Consider the following 16798-nt stretch of genomic DNA (forward strand, 5'->3'; position numbering starts at 1 on the left):
ACAGACATTGGCTTACCTCCCCTCTTTATGATATGGTTTGATTGAATACTGCATGTTCTACTAACATTCAAAGGAGTGAGTCACTTTTGGTTAAAAAAATTAGTGTAGCAAACGGCGCACTTGAGGTGTCACAAATTTCGCTTGGCTGTATGCGGATTGCTGATCTATCTGCAAAAGAAGCAGATACACATGTACATAGTGCCCTTGAGCTCGGAATAGACTTTTTTGACCACGCTGACATCTACGCAGCTGGCAAAGCCGAAGAAGTATTCGCAGGCGTACTGGAGAACAATCCGGGTATGCGTGATAAAATGATGATCCAAACCAAATGCGGAATCCGCAACGGTTTTTTTGATTTCTCCAAGGAACATATCCTGCAATCCGTTGAAGGCAGCCTTAAGCGCTTGAAAACAGACTATATCGACGTCCTACTGCTTCACCGGCCTGATACGCTGTTCGAGCCAGAAGAAGTCGCTGAGGCTTTTGATATTCTGGAAAGCAAAGGTATGGTCAAACACTTTGGTGTCAGCAATCAGAACCCGTTGCAAATCGAGCTGCTTAAGAAAAATGTAAAGCAACCGCTGCTGTTCAACCAGCTGCAATTGAGCATTATGGTCACTGGCATGATTGATACAGGTTTCAATGTGAATATGACTAACTCCGGTTCAGTTGTTCATGATGGCGGGATTTTGGAGTACAGTCGCCTGCATGACATGACCATTCAGCCTTGGTCGCCTTTCCAATATGGCTTCTTTGAAGGCGTATTCTTAGATAACGATAAGTTCCCTGAATTGAACGAGGTCATTAACCGCTTAGCAGCTGAAAAAGACGTAACCAATACAGCTATTGCCATCGCATGGATTCTCAGACATCCGGCAAATATGCAGCCTGTCGTTGGCACAACTAATACACAGCGCTTGCGTGATATTGCCAAAGCTTCCGATATTACTCTCACTCGGCAAGAATGGTATGAAATCTACCGTGCTGCCGGCAATGTCCTTCCATAAACACCTAAAGCCACGGGGTACGTTGATAACGTACCCCGTGGCTTTTTTACCAGAGAGATTCAATCCTCACATTCTAGTTAAACTAGATAGACAGCGTCAAGATATTCGTATACTCACAAAAAGAACACAAAAAATTATAATTACTACCGAAATACTTAAGATCACAGTTGTTCTTTTGTTATGCTTTTTCATAATCCATCCTTCCTCTCTATAGATGCACATCTCTCTTTTCAAAAGAAATTAAAGCAACGCTCAAGCAAACCCCTATGATTACAACAGGAATTAGGATCATACGAATACCCTCGTTTAGGGTATATATCTCATGTGAATTTACAGCAGAGAATTTAAAAATTTGCGTCGTTAGCGTATTTTCAGAAATCACTCGCAGATATACATACGAAGAGTCTTTAAGATAACCACTGAGCAGAAAATCGCCAAATACAAAAACAAACGTGGCAATGACAGCAGTAGCCGATTTTTTCATCAATACTCCTAACAACAGCACGACAGCGGAATAAGCTGCGAGATACAAAATATTGAATCCAATAGCCCCCATCGCAACGATAAACTTCCCCTGTAAGCTTTCATCTCCGATATGGGAACCGGTAACAAGCGCTGCCAGCATATACAATACATAAAAAAGACCAAAGAATTGAATTACCCACCATACAACAACTTTTAATTCGGTCAGATATTTTCCCAGCAAATATAATGACCTGCGCTGACCCGAAGCGATAATGGTTTGAACCGACCCATACTCAAATCCCTCGGTAGCAAAAAAACAAACGTAAATCGGAATGATGAAATACAGAAAAAAAGATAACTGAATGCTAGTGATTAAAGGCTCTAAAGGACCATCTATATCAAATCCTACTTGTACCCCCATCCAAACCAGTAATAAGGCACTTCCAAACAGCAAAAGAAGACTTATCCCCTTGAACATAGGATCTTTGGTTACATAATAAGCTTCAGCCTTAAGAAAATTCCTCATTCGTTACCTCCAGCAATTAGATCCATATAATAGTTCTCAAGATTTGGAGCCGACAGGTTAATCCCTTCAATATGGATGCCCCGCTTTAGAAAAAAAGACATCAGCTCTTCCAGATTTGTATTCTCTTTAGGAATTTGAATTTCTCCAGCTTCGGTGATCGTAATGGTTTCTAGTTGGAGTTCACTTTTTAAAATCTGAAGCGTCGCTGCGGGATCAGCCGTTCGAATACAGATCTTAGTTTCCGCCGTATGTAAGAGTTCCTCCGCAGAAGCTTCTTTGATTAACCTTCCTTTATGAATAAAACCGTATTGGGTCGCTAGTAGCTGCAACTCACTTAAAATATGACTGGAGATCAGTATAGTCACTCCTTGTTCTTTGGAAAGCTTCTCCAGGATCTTTCGCACTTCTACAATGCCTGACGGATCAAGACCATTAATAGGCTCGTCCAATACCAGAAATTTGGGATCGTTAAGTAGAGCAATAGCCAGACCTAAACGTTGTTTCATCCCAAGGGAGTATTCTGAGGTTAGCTTAGAACCGGCATCTGCCAGAGAAACTGCCTGCAATACTTCCGCAATTCTGCTCTTATCCTTAATCCCAAACGCACGACAATAAAACGTAAGATTTTGCTTGGCATTTAGATTAGGATAAAGCGCTGGCCTTTCAATTAGAAATCCAACCTTTCGCCTCGCCTCGTGAACAGCTTTTTTGTCCTTTTTTTCAAAAAGAGAGATTTCACCATGTGTCGGATGTACCAATCCGCCTATAATTTTCATTAATGTAGTTTTACCTGCCCCATTTTCGCCAACAAACCCATAAATATCTCCTACCCCAATTGTCATATAGACATCCTGAAGCGCAAAAGACTCTCCGTATTGTTTGCTTAAACCTCTGGCCTCAAAGATCGTTTGCGTCAAATCAAACACTCCTCTTTTCACTTTTCCACATCCTAACATGTTGCCATGGACACTACATTCAAACTGTAACAATCAAGTTAGTTAATGTAATTATTAAGAAGGATTTGTATAATGTGACTTATATGGTCGACAAATTCCCGGATATTTTGGACAATTCTTGTCGAAAGGAATGATAAAGTGATACGTATTGCTGTCTGTGATGATGACTTTCCCACTACTGAATTAATAGAGAGACTTATTCTGGAGACTCAACCTAATTTCACAAGGAAAATAGAGGTCTCGATCTTTTATTCCGGCGAAAGCTTCACTAAGGCCATTCAAGAGGCCTGCGCGTTTGATATTATTTTTATGGACATTGAAATGGCGGATATGGATGGAATAAAAGCTGGGTATGTACTGCGGGGAAATGATGAAAATGATCTAGTGCAGCTTATCTATGTCTCTAGTCATGATGAATATCATCTGCAACTCTTCGATGTTCAGCCCTCGGGATTTATCAAGAAACCTATCGATTCAGAGATATTTAAGCACAAACTGATTTCTACGATTGAAAAAGTAATTCGCAAGCTCCAGCAAGGCAAAAAAAACTTCTTATCACTACAGCAAAAAGGAAAAGAAATTCTAATCCCCTATCGAAATATCATCTATCTGGAAAGCAACCGGCGGAGAATTATTCTTTATTCCTGCAACGATCAACATGACTACTACAGTACACTAAACGAGGAAGAGCAGAAGCTTCCGGTGAGCGATTTTGTTCGAATCCATCAATCCTACATCGTTAACTTTTACTTTATTAAAGAAATCAGGAACCAGGGAGTAATTCTCCTAAATGGCGAAGCCTTACCCATTAGTGCAAAATACAGTGCCGATTTCAAGAAAAAATATCTGAAATTCAGGGGGAGTCTTGTTGGATAATATCTTTCTGGAGGAGTTATTTTATCTAGTAACGCTTCCACTTTTACCTATCATCATTCATTACTTCTACAGTCACTGTTTCGTTAGCCGACTTACCACCAAAGCCAATCTTGTTATCGTGTACTCCCTATATTTCCTCTGTATTGTCTTTCTGCACTATAGCTCACTGCCAGGCTCAATCCTACTCACACTCAATATTGGCCTGATTGCTCTCTTATCCTTTTTTTATAATGGAAATATCAAATGGCGGATCGTTGCCGCTCTTTTTCTGGTTGCGCTTATTACGCTTAGTGAGTTATCACTGCCCCTATTTTACTCGACAAAGGGATATATTCTGAACCAGTTTCTTTCCAAGCTGCTGATGTTTATATTAGCTTTTGTATCCGTGCGCGTAGCTAAAGCCTTTGGAAATGGCGGGTTATCTAAATGGTATTGGGTTCTTTTATTTATTTGCCCTTCTATAAGCACACTAGGGATCTACAGCTTCGCATCCAGCCTTTATATGCAGTCCTTCCCTACCCTTGTTCCAATCCTGTCCACAGGACTACTCATTATAAATTTATTGATATTTATCTTATGCGACCGTATGTTAGTTATCCAATCTGCGCAGAACCAAAGTTACTTACTTGAGCAACAAAATGCTTACTATGTAAATCAATATCTTTTGACAAAAGAAATACAGGAAGAATCTTTTAAGTTCCAGCATGATATTAAAAATATTCTCATAGGTTTACGCGCAAAGGTACAATCCGGTGAAGCTGCCAATCTGAATGAGTTGGACAACTTACTGGGGCAAATAGACAATCCAATAGGCGTTAGTAATAGCGGGAATACGATTATTGATTCCATTATCAACTACAAGCAACAGGTCGCTGAAAAGCATCAGATCCCCTTCAAGTTAGACTTGAACATCCCTGCACAGCTGACGCTCGACACCACAGTTATCAGTGTGATTTTAGGAAATGCACTGGACAATGCCATTGAAGCTTGTTGCGATAAAAGAAATGAAGAGTGCTATATAACCATACATATGCATTATCTTAATGAAAGCTTGTTCATCCGGATTCAGAATCCTTATGTGAATGAAATTCATACGAATCGTTTTGGCGACATCTGCTCCACAAAAACTAATAAATCCGGTCATGGTATAGGCTTAAAAAGTATCCAGAAGGTCGTAGAGGATAGTAATGGCTTAGTAGATATTTCATATAACAATAATCTATTTCAAGTCGAAATTGTTCTTTTTATGGTCGCCTGTAAAAAAAGGAACAGCCTATCGTAAGTACAATAGGTTGTTCTTTTTTAGTTAACAGTGAGATGAATCGAACCTCCACAGTTGGACATTAGAAAGAGAACGAAATGCACTAGGAGAAAACCAACTCTCCCCTAACAAACTTAAGCGAAATTTAATAAAAATCTCAATAAAAATGCAGATCTGTTCTTCTTTTTCTAAATTAGATTTATAAATATGCTAGTTACTCCTCAAACAATGAATCTAGCACGGTTGTACCTCATATCCAACTAAAGTCAATTGCCTCTTTTATATCTACTAATTTATTCCCCCAAGAACTTGTGAACTATTTCTCATATACTATTTTAGGTTGGCGCCAATCTTTCTCATAGAGGTCTTATGAATGCAGTTTAAAGAAATCTATCTAATAATTTGAAAGAAGGAAACCACATTGGTACTGGGTTGTGATACTGCAACAAACGTTACTTCAGCAAGATTGATGACACTTCAAAATAATAACTTTACATTTGTTGGACGATACCTGAACCGTGTAGAAGGTTCTCATGACGGACTTACAGATGCTGAGATTACACGAATTTCTAATGCTGGGCTGTTCATAGTATCCCTTTATGAAAACAAAGGTGGAACAACTGTCAGTTACTTTACGAATGCACAGGGTGTTAGTGATGCGAAAGATGCTGTGGAATTGGCAAATGACTTCGGACAAACGAATGCCACTCCGATTTATTTCGCCGTGGATCGCGATATGACCACTACTCAAATTACTGGAAATGTTGTGCCTTATTTCCAAGGGATAATGTCAGTTCTAAACAGCAGCACTCAAAATCCTAACGGTTATAAAGTGGGAATCTACGGTTCAAGAGCTGTTTGTGCCTACATCCGCGGCTCCTTCTCAGCTACGACACGTTATACTTTTATCGTCGATAATAGCTGGGCAGGGACTTTCAATGATTGGAACTTACGTCAATATAATTTTAACACCACGCTTGGCTCAGGCAACGGTCAGATTAAGATTGATTACGTAGAGTCATCTTCTCATGGAGGAGGGGGTTGGAAATAGTAACCTATTTTATTCAAATTGAGAAACAAATAGAAGGGATCCTTTAGCCTCCGAATTTTCTCACTGCTGCATGTACCGCTTGATACCCTATAATATCCTATAAGAAGTTGCATCTGTAATACAACATATCAATTCATTGGATTCATGTTATTTTTTAATCAATGAACGTTGCAAAATTGGATCCCTTACAATTCGCTAATACTCTTTTCGAATATTTCTCTCATAGGCTTCTATCCTTAGGCATACTTTAGGATAGAAGCCTTTTTGATTTTAGTTCGGGAATTAGTATTCATCGTATCTATTTTTCCATTATCTGAGATCCCATTGGACAATCAAAAAGCGGCCATTCCAATGGCCGCTTTTTTTAAGGATTTAGAAGCTTATCATAAGCTTCATCATAAACCCAAGTGATTCCTTCATCTTTACTGGTAAGATATATAGTTCCTGCCACACCGGTATCTTGATCAATTAACGAGATAGGGAACAGTCCTTCCTTTCTATTAAAGATAGGAGAAAGGGGATTTTTTTTATATTTATCAAACTTTTCTGGAAGCGATACAGCAAGCCTTTCCCAAGTTTGCCCCTGATCTTTGGTCCAATAAATTACAGGACCCTCATCCATATAATATCTGTACCCTAAAAACCCGATATCCGAACTAGAAAATCCCACGCCGGTCAAATGTTCCGAATAAATATCATTTGGATTGCCTATCTCTTTCCACGTCTTACCTCCGTCAGAGGTTTGATATACATAATTCAGCGCACTCCCAACTCCTTGTGAAGCACCACTGACCAGCCAACCATCATTTTTATTCGTGAAACCGATAAATTTTGTTTCATATCCCATTGCTCCAGGAATAGGATAGTCATTCCATGTCTGTCCCTTATCATTACTGATTAAAACATGCAGCGGCAATGATTTTCCATCTGCAAAACCATAAACAATAGCTGTTTTATCCTCGGATATAAAATAACCGGTGTTCTCTTGCCCCATTCCCAGAACCCCTCCGGTCGTATCCAATTTTAATGGCACATTTGCTTTAACATCTCCATTCCGATATGAAACAGAAACATTCCCCTCTGCATCTATGGAGTACGAATTGCCAGCATCATTAACAACAACTTGCTCCCCATCAAAGCCAATGGAATAGATCGTGCCGGGTTTGATGAATTCGGTGCCTTTTATATTAGTGCACGACGCCAACACGCTGATTACCCCGATCAAAAGCAGGACGGTATAAAATAGAGTGATGCCGTTTCGTTTTTTCTTCGTATTAAGAATAGATATAAATCGCTCTTTCATAGAAATTTCCCCTCCTGAAAAGTTAGTTGATAAAGCCAAAAAGCGGGGATCCGAATTCTGTATGACAGATAAGATAGCCTCACAATATTTTTTACGGTAAGATAAGCTTCGTGTACCCACTACCGTCTCATCACAGTAAATTTCAATTTCACGTCCTGCTTGGCGTACCATGAACCACACGAAAGGATTAAACCAATGAATTGCATGTACAATTAAGAGGAGTATCTTATATATAATGTCATGTCTCTTATAATGAACTAACTCATGCTTGAAGATAAATTCAAGCTCTTCATCGTTATATTGATCATGCGGCAAGAAGAGAATCGGCTTGTAAAAACCAACTAACATTGGATTTGGAACCTTTTCACTAATTAAAACGGTGATGGATAATTTTATTTTCATTTCTTTATAAACTTGGTTTATTTTCAATACCATCTGGTCACTTAAAAGAGAATTACTCCAACGAAGAGACTGTTTTCTGAAAAAGTAGTAACTGGTAAAATGATAAAGCAAAAAAAGTACGAACCCGGAAAACCAGAGCCAAGTTAAGATGTCCATAAGAGATGGTATATGATTTAACGATGCGGCCTGCTGAACAGGATGAGAAATCCCTGACACATCAATTTGTATGCTGTTGGAGGGAATGTCTTGAAACACTGTACTTATCTTTGAGCTATCAGGAAGCGGAATCCGTACGACATTATTGGCAAACGAAATGTTAAATGGAAGTAGCAAGCGTATAGTCAAAATCATCCATATCCAATATTTCCATTTTGCCGAATAGTTTTTGCTTAACCATGGAGACAAGAACATTAAAATGAAAATCATTAGACTTGTCGTTACTGAAATTATTAAAAAATCCAAAAAAAGGCTGGTCATTATCAGGAATCCTCTCTTTCTACCCGGTCAAGCATTTCACGCAGTTCTGCAAGATCATTTTTATCGATAGCCTTGCCATTGTACAGCGACATCACCATATCTTGAATAGAATTACCGAATAGTTTTTCAAGAGTAGATTTCCCTTCACATTCCTTATAATCCGTTTCTGAGATGGCTGCACGATAACTATTGCTCCGTCCCTCCTTTTCACAATACAGAAATCCTTTATCAACGAGTCGCGAAAGTACCGTCATTAAAGTAGCCAAAGCCCAATTTCGTTTATTACGTAATTGATTCGATATGTAGGAAGAACTCACTGGATTCCCAGTTTTCCAAATGACAAGCATAATTTCTAACTCTGCATCAGGTAGCTTCTTAATTTCATTAATCATGAATCAACCTCCATATTATACAGTTGTATAACTGCTTCTATTATACAACTGTATAAATAAAATGCAAGTCATCTTTTCTTTTGTTTCTATAAATTAGAGACGTTGAAAAGTAGGAAAAGGTTTGCACTTTATAGTATCAATGCTAAATCATCGAATGCGAAGCTAACGGTATACACTAGAACTTTGGAAATAGGGTAATTCAGAAGTAGTAGTAGAGGAAAACCTAATGCTCCTATTAGAAATTCAATAAGCTCTGAAAATGAAAAAGGTCTATAAAATCGCTTATTAAGCAATTTTATAGACCTTTTTAGTATACCGGTGAGAGGAATGGAACCTATCGATATTTATTTTGAACGCATCAATAGATATAGGAAGTAAGGCACACTCAGCATTGTTACAATAATTCCTGCGGGAATATCTGACTTAAAGCTGACCGTTCGAGCAATCGTATCCGCTACAAGCAGCAATAGCGCACCAATAAGCGCTGAAGTAGGTAGAAGAACTTTGTAGTCGTGACCTACCAGCTTGCGAGCCACATGCGGACTAATCAATCCAATAAAGAAGATCGAGCCCCCGAGCGCTACACAGCCAGAAGCTATGCCTACAGCCGCAATTGCCAAGCGCAAAAATTTCTTCTTTACAGCGACTCCTAATCCTATCGAAATTTCGTTGCCTAGCACCAAGACGTTCAATGTCCTGAAATTAGAAAGAATATATGCGAATAGCAGCAATACCCAAGGTGCCAACAAGCTGATATAAGACCACTTGTCCCCCCATAAATATCCTGCTTGCCAACGCTGCGCAAACTCATACTTCTGGTCATCAAGCTTTAAAGTCAGGAATAGCGACAGCGCACTAAACCCCATATTGATTGCAACACCAGTCAAGACAAGTCGTGTAGAAGAAATCATACGACGTTTTCTATAGGCTAGAACATAGATCAGAGCTGCTGCCAGCAGACCGCCTAAGAATGCCATAGACGGCAGTAATAATGTTATAGCGGCGCCTTGAATGCTTACCGTTGAGATAATCAGCAACACCATAAGACCTGAACCTGAGCTAATACCAAGCATGCCGGGATCAGCCAGATCATTGCGCAGCAAAGCCTGCATAACTGCACCTGCCAGTGCCATCCCAAATCCAACAAGTATCGCTAATACGATCCGAGGAAGACGAAACTTATAAACAACGAGATTATGCTCCTCTGGACCTTGTCCAAGCAATACTTGAAATACTTCAAGTGGATTGAGGGACACCTTTCCCATATTAAGACTAAGAATAGCTCCTGCAATAAGCAGTATTAAAAGAGATAGAATCCATATTGTAGCCTTATGCGATTTAACAACATTCATTTGAAGGCTCTCCTCTCTTTGCTCGCAATTAGCAAGAAGAAAGGAACACCAATCATTGCAAAAATAATGCCCAGTGCTGTCTCTGCCGGACGATTAATCAGCCTTCCAGCGATATCCGCTACAACCATAAGTGCGCCGCCGTAAATGGCTGATGCCGGAATAATATAACGATAATCTACACCTACAAAAAAACGCATAATATGCGGAATAATTAACCCTACAAAGCCGATTGGCCCTACAAGTGCAACAGCTACACCCGCTAGTAAAAGGACCGCAAGCGTAGCTATCATCTTAACGAGAACGATCCGTTGCCCGAAGCCTTTCGCGATCTCTTCCCCCAAGTTTAAAATAGTGATAGAGCGTGCAATGAATAGTGACAAAGCCAGTCCACCTAAGAACCAAGGTATAACTAGCCTAATTTCCACCCATGTTGCTCCAGCCACACTACCCGAAGTCCAATAAGCAAGGGCACGACCAATTCCATAGTTTAATGAGATAAATGACCCCACAGCTCCAAATAGCATTGTAATTGATATTCCAGCTAGCACCAGTCGTTGAGGTGTCATTCCTGAACGATTCAATGAAGCGGCAAGATACGTTAATCCTGCTCCAAGTCCTGCGCCAATAAAGCTAACCAGCAGGGTTGTTGTCTGCAGTTGCCCTGGAAGAAAAACCAGTGTAACGGCCATTGCAAGAGCTGCTCCTGCATTCACTCCCATTAATCCGGAATCTGCTAAGGGATTTCGCGTATAGCCCTGCATAACCGCTCCTGCTACCGCGAGACACATCCCCGCAATAATATCAGCTGCTGTACGCGGAATACGAAGGGCATGAATAATCTGATGCTCGGTCAGTTCAGGATCAAAATTAAAAATCGCTGTCCATGCCATCTTCAGGCTCATGGAAGCAGAGCCAAATGAGATAGAAGCTGCTACTGAAAGCAGCAGCAGCAGTATCCCTAGGAGTAGAAACAGACCGAAATACGATTTCCCTCTTAAATCAGGGATAACGGTTGTTCTATCATCTAGCCTTCTATTTTTTTTCATACGCTGACACTAGCTTCTCTACTACAAAATCTAGTTGCTTATCAAGAGAGTAGATATCGGAATAATATGAAAAATCAAACCCAATTTCGATCAATCTACCTTCTTTAATTGCTGGAATGCTGTTCCAAATTGGATTGTCCGACAAATCATCAGCACCATCCCATACAGAGCGGAACACGAAGTCTCCTATATACTCTGGTAACACCTCTAAGGAAACAAACCCTCCAGTAGCCTTCTCTCTGCCATCAATCTTTTTCTGAAGAATCTCTGGTGCTTTTAGCCCTAAATATTCATAAATGATCTGAGAGCCCCTTCCATAAAGCTTGCTATCGATCACCGCCATCTCTTTTTTTCCGCCTTCGATAATGGTTACTGTCTTATCCAAAATTCCAAGTTCATCAAGCTGCTGCTTGCTCTTCTCCAACTTCTCGTGGAAATTATCTAATAGAGCTTGTGCCTCCTGCTCCTTGCCAAATACCTCGCCAATCTTCATTACACGTTCATCCGTCGCCATTTTTTCATAGGGAATTGGAACGGTCGGTGCAATATCCTTAAGGATTTCGTAAGTTTCTTCAGAAGCAGCTATGATCAAGTCCGGCTTTACTGCCATAATAGCCTCTGGATTAGGCTCATACCATGAACCTAGATCTTCAATCCCCCCCAGCTCTTCTGCAAAGGCCGCTCCTTCAAAAACACTCGAAGTACCTACTGGCTTAATGCCGAGGGCCACAAGATCCCCTTGAAGGTATAACACGACAACCCTCTTTGGATTAGCTGGAACAACAATATCTCCCTTTATTGTAGAGATAGTTCTTGTCTGAGCCTCCTTATTGACATTGTCAGCTGCAATTGAATTATTTGCTGGTGATGATGTAACTTCAGAAGCTTTGGATCCATTAGAATTTGTGGCATTAGAACCAACGCTTGCAGATCCACATGCACTTAAAAGCAAGGTAAAGCTAAGCAGCATCGCTACAATAAAACTTGACGTCTTTGTTAATCTCATAGGTGAAGACCCTCCGGTTATTTCATTTTGGTAATAGTGATGATAATGATTATCATACTCAATAACATTATATCGGGAGGATATGTGCTCGCCAATGGAGAATTTGGCGGTGGTAAATGGACGATTGTCCGATGAACTCACCTGCCTGCTTTCCTTGCGGAACCGGATGGGAGATTGACCATTGTATTTACTGAACATACGACTGAAGTAATATACATCGCTATATCCAACTTCTTCTGCAATATCGCGAAGTGGAGCATCGGTACATCGTAATAGCTCTTCTGCATGTTTAAGCCGGAATCGTATCAAATATTCAATCAAGCTAAACCCCGTCTCCCCTTTAAAGCGGGTTGATAAATGACGAGGGCTGTAATTAAATTGCTCCGCTATAGATTCTAGTGATAAATTATGACGATAATGCTCCTCAATATAACGGACAACCTGCCCAATGACATCCGGTTGCCTGAGGTTAATTCCATCCTTTGTGAACTGCTTTAATAATTCATGTATAAACTGATAGAACAAGCCTTTAACTTGAATTCTTTCCAATTGGCTTCCTTGTGCCCAAAGTTGTTCCATTGCCATTAGTTGATAGTGCAGTGGTAATGGCTCCAAAGACTCGAAGCTATACTGCATCCGAAATGGATTGCTGCGTTCTAAAAGTCTTGCTAAATCCTTTCTTCCTGGCAAGGAGGCTCTATAGAATAATAAATAGTATTCAAACAACTTCCCTGTCTCTATACTTAGTCTCATGCCCTTGCCACCATGCACAATAAAGTGACGGTCTGCGTCGTAATCTATGCCGTTGAGATTCAAGCTGGCCGTACCCCGCACACAGTAGATAAATCCGCATGCTGGTAATATATAGCCTTGCAGATTGTCCCCAGGCTCCATCACAGCATGTCGAATATCAAGTACTTTAACAGCAGCATAATTCCATGCGAAAATATGATCTTCCAGCTTCATCTTTGCCATACACTCCGATCTGCTCCACAATCTATTTGAATTAATTATATTCCACAACAATGATAATGATTATCAATTAGTATTAGGTAGTTCCTCTATTTTGTCAATCGCTGTTTAGTATCATGCTTGCTTATAGCTTCGAAGTGGAGCTTCCTCAGGAATGCCTCTATCTCATTCACATATCCTCTTACATTAATCATTCTCGGTACAACTAAGTCCAATTTCTTATTCACAACTGAAGGATGTATCAAAAGTTTTCCGGCACAGGCATGAACGGAATTGTAAAAAAACAAACAAAAAAGTTCATCAGATATAGTATCTAATGAACTTTGAGTTGATTTAGTTGGTACCGGTGAGAGGACTCGAACCTCCACGGTTTCCCTCTCGATTTTAAGTCGCTCATGCTATCGGGAAGATAGCAGAAACTAAGTCAAAGAAAAGGAATCTAAAGCCCGCGAAAATCCTTGTAAGATCAAGTTTTTTTGCGGGTTCTTTCGTTAGATTTAAACGCCGCAAGGCTTCCGGGAATCTTCTCAAATAGTAGTCGCTTTTGCACAAATGAGAGAACTCGGAGAGAACTATAACAGATCAGCCCGCTCCCTATCATTGACAGATAATATCGAAGCTTTGGCTTCAGGGAGGGGAATTGATATGAGAAAAACAACAGTAAACACTATCGCTAATCAAAAAGGCAGTACAGGCAAAACCACCACCGCTTATAACCTAGCTTACGCCTTATATAATGAAGGAAAAAAGATATTACTAATTGATTTGGATCCTCAAGGGAATCTAACGATGTACTTTGGTATCGAACAACCTGATAAACTCCCTTACTCTATGTTCAACATCAAGAACGCGATGATGACGGACGAACCGCTTCCATCGCCCGAAGGGTGCATTCATTCTCAAGGTAACATTGACCTGATTCCTAGCAACATTGAACTGTCTGTTGCCGAAATTAACCTACGGGATGAAAATGGCGGTGAAAAGACATTGACCCCTTTACTGGAACCGATGAAAGCCAACTATGACTACATCATTATAGACACGACTCCATTCACTTGGCTTACTCAATATCAATGCTTTGGTAGCACTCAACTGCTCAGATCATTGTGAAGGTAAAGAAGCGAATCAATCCACATATTCACATTGAGGGCGACTTGATGACCAGGGGCGACACCCGTACCAATTTATATAATGAAACCATTCGTCTAGTGAAAGTGTGGTGTATCATAGAAGTCAGTGGTCCGGCAAGTTTATTTTGATCAATGAAAATGGACTCTAGACTCCAAAGCGAGGAAAACTGTCGACCTGTCTTTTACGTTATTCAAAAATAATTAAGTCATCTATCTCCCCTAACGCAAAATACAAGAATCCCTTGAATTTATCAATCGTAACATTCCGTAAAATATCAGCAAAATCTTCATAATCTTTTATTACTTGAAAATTATTAAAGTAAACTTTATTCAATATCTCTGATTCGCATTCACTTCGACTTATTGGACTAAATCTATTACTGTATACATTTATCCTTAACTCCTCTTTTAACTCGTGGAAATTTACACTTTCAAGCATAAAATTTATTATCTGTTCCACATCTACCGTTATCTTATTTGGAGTCTCGTAAATATCATTGCTGCTCGTTAATTCAAATATATAGTAAATTCTAGTAGAGTCCTCATTACTAAAAAATATAATTTCAAATTTACAGTTATTTTTGACACCATAAGCTTTATCTAATAATTTGCAAATACTTATCAAGTACAATTCATTAAGAATCGTTTGTTCTTTGTTAAAAATCTTAGAAAAATAAGTACTAGAAAGTGCAACTTTTTTATCACTATTACAAAATAATTTAAATATTTGTACATCTATATTTAAATTAGATGCTATCCGTTCCAGTTCTTTGTCATGGAATTCTTGCTTTTCCACACAACCTTTTCGCTTTGTTTTTTGAGGCAAGTCAGAAATAACAAACTCATTTTTTTCATGATTAAAAATGAAATATCTTAAATTTCCTGCTACATAAATACTACTTAAAGTCTCAAATAATTGGTCAACGTTCAAACTTTTTACGTCCTCAAGTAGGCCTATTGGTCGAGAAACAATATCTTTATTTAAATAATGAATCATTACATTGATCTTTGCCACCTCATTGTGTTTCGATAGTATTTCTTCCTCGACCTCTCTAATGGCCATTAACATTAAGTCATAATATTCATTTTTATTATTTAATATCCTCCTCATATAGTTTTCAAATTCAAAGATAAGGTTTAAACCTACTTGGTACTTCGCATTGCTCCAACTATATAAGCAATAGCAGTAACTTGTTTGTCCTCTCAAATTACTTTCTTTCTCTGTGAAAAAATCTTTGAGCATCGCCAGTATAACAAAGTGCTCTAGAACGTGAGCTAAACCGTTGTTGCTAATACCATCTTTTTCTGATCCAGCTTCGCATAAAATAAAAAATGAATACATCATCTACCTTCTTTCCGAACTTCACTTCATTTTTTTATCCTTGATGTGTTTTAACTTTATGCGTAATGCTCAATCTAAGAAGTAAACCTCATTTTATTAATGCATCTTGGCAAAAATAGTAGGAGTATAAATAAAACTGCAACAGTAATGGAAGGAACGGCAATAATTCTAGAAATACCTACATAGGGTTCAAAACTTGTGTAATAGCTGTTGAACTTGGCTATCTGCATGGGCAGAAAATTGCCCACATAATGTTTCAGAAAGAATACCTCACTCATCTGAATGGCGTAAGATATGGCTATGGTGAATAGTAACAGGGCGTAGCCAGTATAAATCTGTGTGACTAATACGCTGATAAATAAAGTAATCCCTGTCATCAGTGAGATTGCCACATATCCAATAACCAGGTTGATTAAAAACTGCTCGAAATAATTCACCGCAACCATTGATAAAAAAAATTGTGGACTACTTTGTATAGGCAAATCCGCTCCTTGTAAACCGTACATAAAGAATATAGGCGTAATGTAAATCGCCACCGCCGCCAGATAAAGCAATAAAGAGAGCTGGAAGGCGTTGATAATCCGTATCCTACTCAGCTTACGTTTTCCAAACCTCGTGGATTTGACCAGTCCGTCCACGCCCAAGGTCTCGTCTTCATTAAAAATTGGGACCAGTAGAATGGAAATGAGAACCAGGACAATAAAAACACACTGGCTCATCCCTGAGTTAACGTTCTTCCATCCCTCGGCATAACCCATCCGGATAGGTTCGGAGAGAGAAGCCGCTGCATAATTCCCGTTGCTGATTCCTTCCCTAGAACTCCCCGCTTCCTTCTGTGCACTTTTGATGATGTCTGCCCTGTCCTGATAAAATTGTTCTGCTGAGACATCCCGTATTCCAGTCCAGTTCCAGCCATACACTTGGATAATCATATCCAAGGCTGGCAAATCTGCAACATCCGCTTTATTCCTGTCTTCTGGTAGGCTAAGTTCTCTGTATTTTTCCAAAATTTTATTAATCTCAACTTCATCCAATACCTCCGGTTGATAGAAATACCGGTATTCCGTCCCATCTGTTATCTCATATCTTGCCTGATTTAAATAACCTGTTTTGATGGTGTCTAAGTTGTAAAAGGTAAGTATCAGAAACAATGCCAACAAAAAACCGAATATGTTTATGTTTAGGATTTTACTTCTGTTTACTTTTGATAAATAGCTCATGATTTCACCTACCT

At 39.3% G+C, this 16798-nt stretch carries 14 protein-coding genes; 5 read left to right on the plus strand and 9 right to left on the minus strand.

The window, feature by feature from the left end:
- Positions 1-86 precede the first annotated feature (86 nt).
- The gene (locus NSS82_RS25920; protein WP_038573011.1) at positions 87-1007 is read left to right on the plus strand and encodes an aldo/keto reductase; all 921 of its coding nucleotides are present in this window, start codon (positions 87-89) and stop codon (positions 1005-1007) included.
- Positions 1008-1215: 208 nt separating this feature from the next.
- Here NSS82_RS25920 and NSS82_RS25925 read toward each other — a convergent pair whose 3' ends face one another.
- Positions 1216-1998 carry a hypothetical protein gene (locus NSS82_RS25925; RefSeq protein ID WP_076272387.1) on the minus strand — a complete coding sequence of 261 codons (783 nt, stop codon included), beginning with the start codon at positions 1996-1998 and terminating at the stop codon, positions 1216-1218.
- Entirely contained in the window at positions 1995-2936 is a 942-nt protein-coding gene (locus tag NSS82_RS25930; RefSeq protein ID WP_178944190.1) for an ABC transporter ATP-binding protein, read from the minus strand. Before NSS82_RS25930 ends, NSS82_RS25925 begins: the two co-directional genes overlap by 4 nt.
- A gap of 156 nt (positions 2937-3092) precedes the next feature.
- On the opposite strand from NSS82_RS25930, the gene NSS82_RS25935 reads away from it, so the two are divergent.
- From NSS82_RS25935 to NSS82_RS25945, 3 genes are all read left to right on the plus strand, one after another.
- On the plus strand, positions 3093-3830 hold the full coding sequence (locus tag NSS82_RS25935) for a LytR/AlgR family response regulator transcription factor (protein WP_076098988.1): 738 nt from the start codon (positions 3093-3095) through the stop codon (positions 3828-3830).
- Positions 3823-5112 carry a sensor histidine kinase gene (locus tag NSS82_RS25940; RefSeq protein WP_076098987.1) on the plus strand — a complete coding sequence of 430 codons (1290 nt, stop codon included), beginning with the start codon at positions 3823-3825 and terminating at the stop codon, positions 5110-5112. The genes NSS82_RS25935 and NSS82_RS25940 overlap by 8 nt, the downstream gene beginning before the upstream one ends.
- A 448-nt stretch (positions 5113-5560) precedes the next feature.
- Positions 5561-6142, plus strand: a complete 582-nt coding sequence (locus NSS82_RS25945; protein WP_143758585.1) for a DUF1906 domain-containing protein — start codon at positions 5561-5563, stop codon at positions 6140-6142.
- Between the two features lie 364 nt (positions 6143-6506).
- Here the strand turns inward: NSS82_RS25945 and NSS82_RS25950 are convergent, their stop codons facing one another.
- The 5 genes from NSS82_RS25950 to NSS82_RS25970 all read right to left on the minus strand — a co-directional run bounded on the left by NSS82_RS25950 (position 6507) and on the right by NSS82_RS25970 (position 13095).
- Positions 6507-8324 (minus strand): M56 family metallopeptidase, encoded by a 1818-nt coding sequence (locus tag NSS82_RS25950; RefSeq protein WP_036687485.1) that lies wholly within the window; start codon positions 8322-8324, stop codon positions 6507-6509.
- Between the two features lie 2 nt (positions 8325-8326).
- Positions 8327-8716, minus strand: coding sequence for a BlaI/MecI/CopY family transcriptional regulator (locus NSS82_RS25955; protein WP_036687483.1), 390 nt, complete (start codon positions 8714-8716; stop codon positions 8327-8329).
- 344 nt (positions 8717-9060) lie between these two features.
- On the minus strand, positions 9061-10068 hold the full coding sequence (locus NSS82_RS25960; protein ID WP_076098983.1) for a FecCD family ABC transporter permease: 1008 nt from the start codon (positions 10066-10068) through the stop codon (positions 9061-9063).
- Entirely contained in the window at positions 10065-11114 is a 1050-nt protein-coding gene (locus NSS82_RS25965) for a FecCD family ABC transporter permease (RefSeq protein WP_081382417.1), read from the minus strand. The genes NSS82_RS25960 and NSS82_RS25965 overlap by 4 nt, the downstream gene beginning before the upstream one ends.
- Positions 11101-13095: an AraC family transcriptional regulator gene (locus NSS82_RS25970; protein WP_340960862.1), complete on the minus strand. Its 1995-nt coding sequence runs from the start codon at positions 13093-13095 to the stop codon at positions 11101-11103. Before NSS82_RS25970 ends, NSS82_RS25965 begins: the two co-directional genes overlap by 14 nt.
- Positions 13096-13692: 597 nt before the next feature.
- On the opposite strand from NSS82_RS25970, the gene NSS82_RS25975 reads away from it, so the two are divergent.
- Positions 13693-14202 (plus strand): ParA family protein, encoded by a 510-nt coding sequence (locus NSS82_RS25975; RefSeq protein WP_341109907.1) that lies wholly within the window; start codon positions 13693-13695, stop codon positions 14200-14202.
- 207 nt (positions 14203-14409) lie between these two features.
- Here the strand turns inward: NSS82_RS25975 and NSS82_RS25980 are convergent, their stop codons facing one another.
- Positions 14410-15567 (minus strand): hypothetical protein, encoded by a 1158-nt coding sequence (locus NSS82_RS25980; RefSeq protein ID WP_143761246.1) that lies wholly within the window; start codon positions 15565-15567, stop codon positions 14410-14412.
- Between the two features lie 71 nt (positions 15568-15638).
- The gene (locus NSS82_RS25985) at positions 15639-16784 is read right to left on the minus strand and encodes a hypothetical protein (protein ID WP_076272383.1); all 1146 of its coding nucleotides are present in this window, start codon (positions 16782-16784) and stop codon (positions 15639-15641) included.
- Positions 16785-16798 lie beyond the last annotated feature (14 nt).

Source organism: Paenibacillus sp. FSL H7-0735 (assembly GCF_038008505.1).
GTDB lineage: Bacteria > Bacillota > Bacilli > Paenibacillales > Paenibacillaceae > Paenibacillus_AQ > Paenibacillus_AQ odorifer.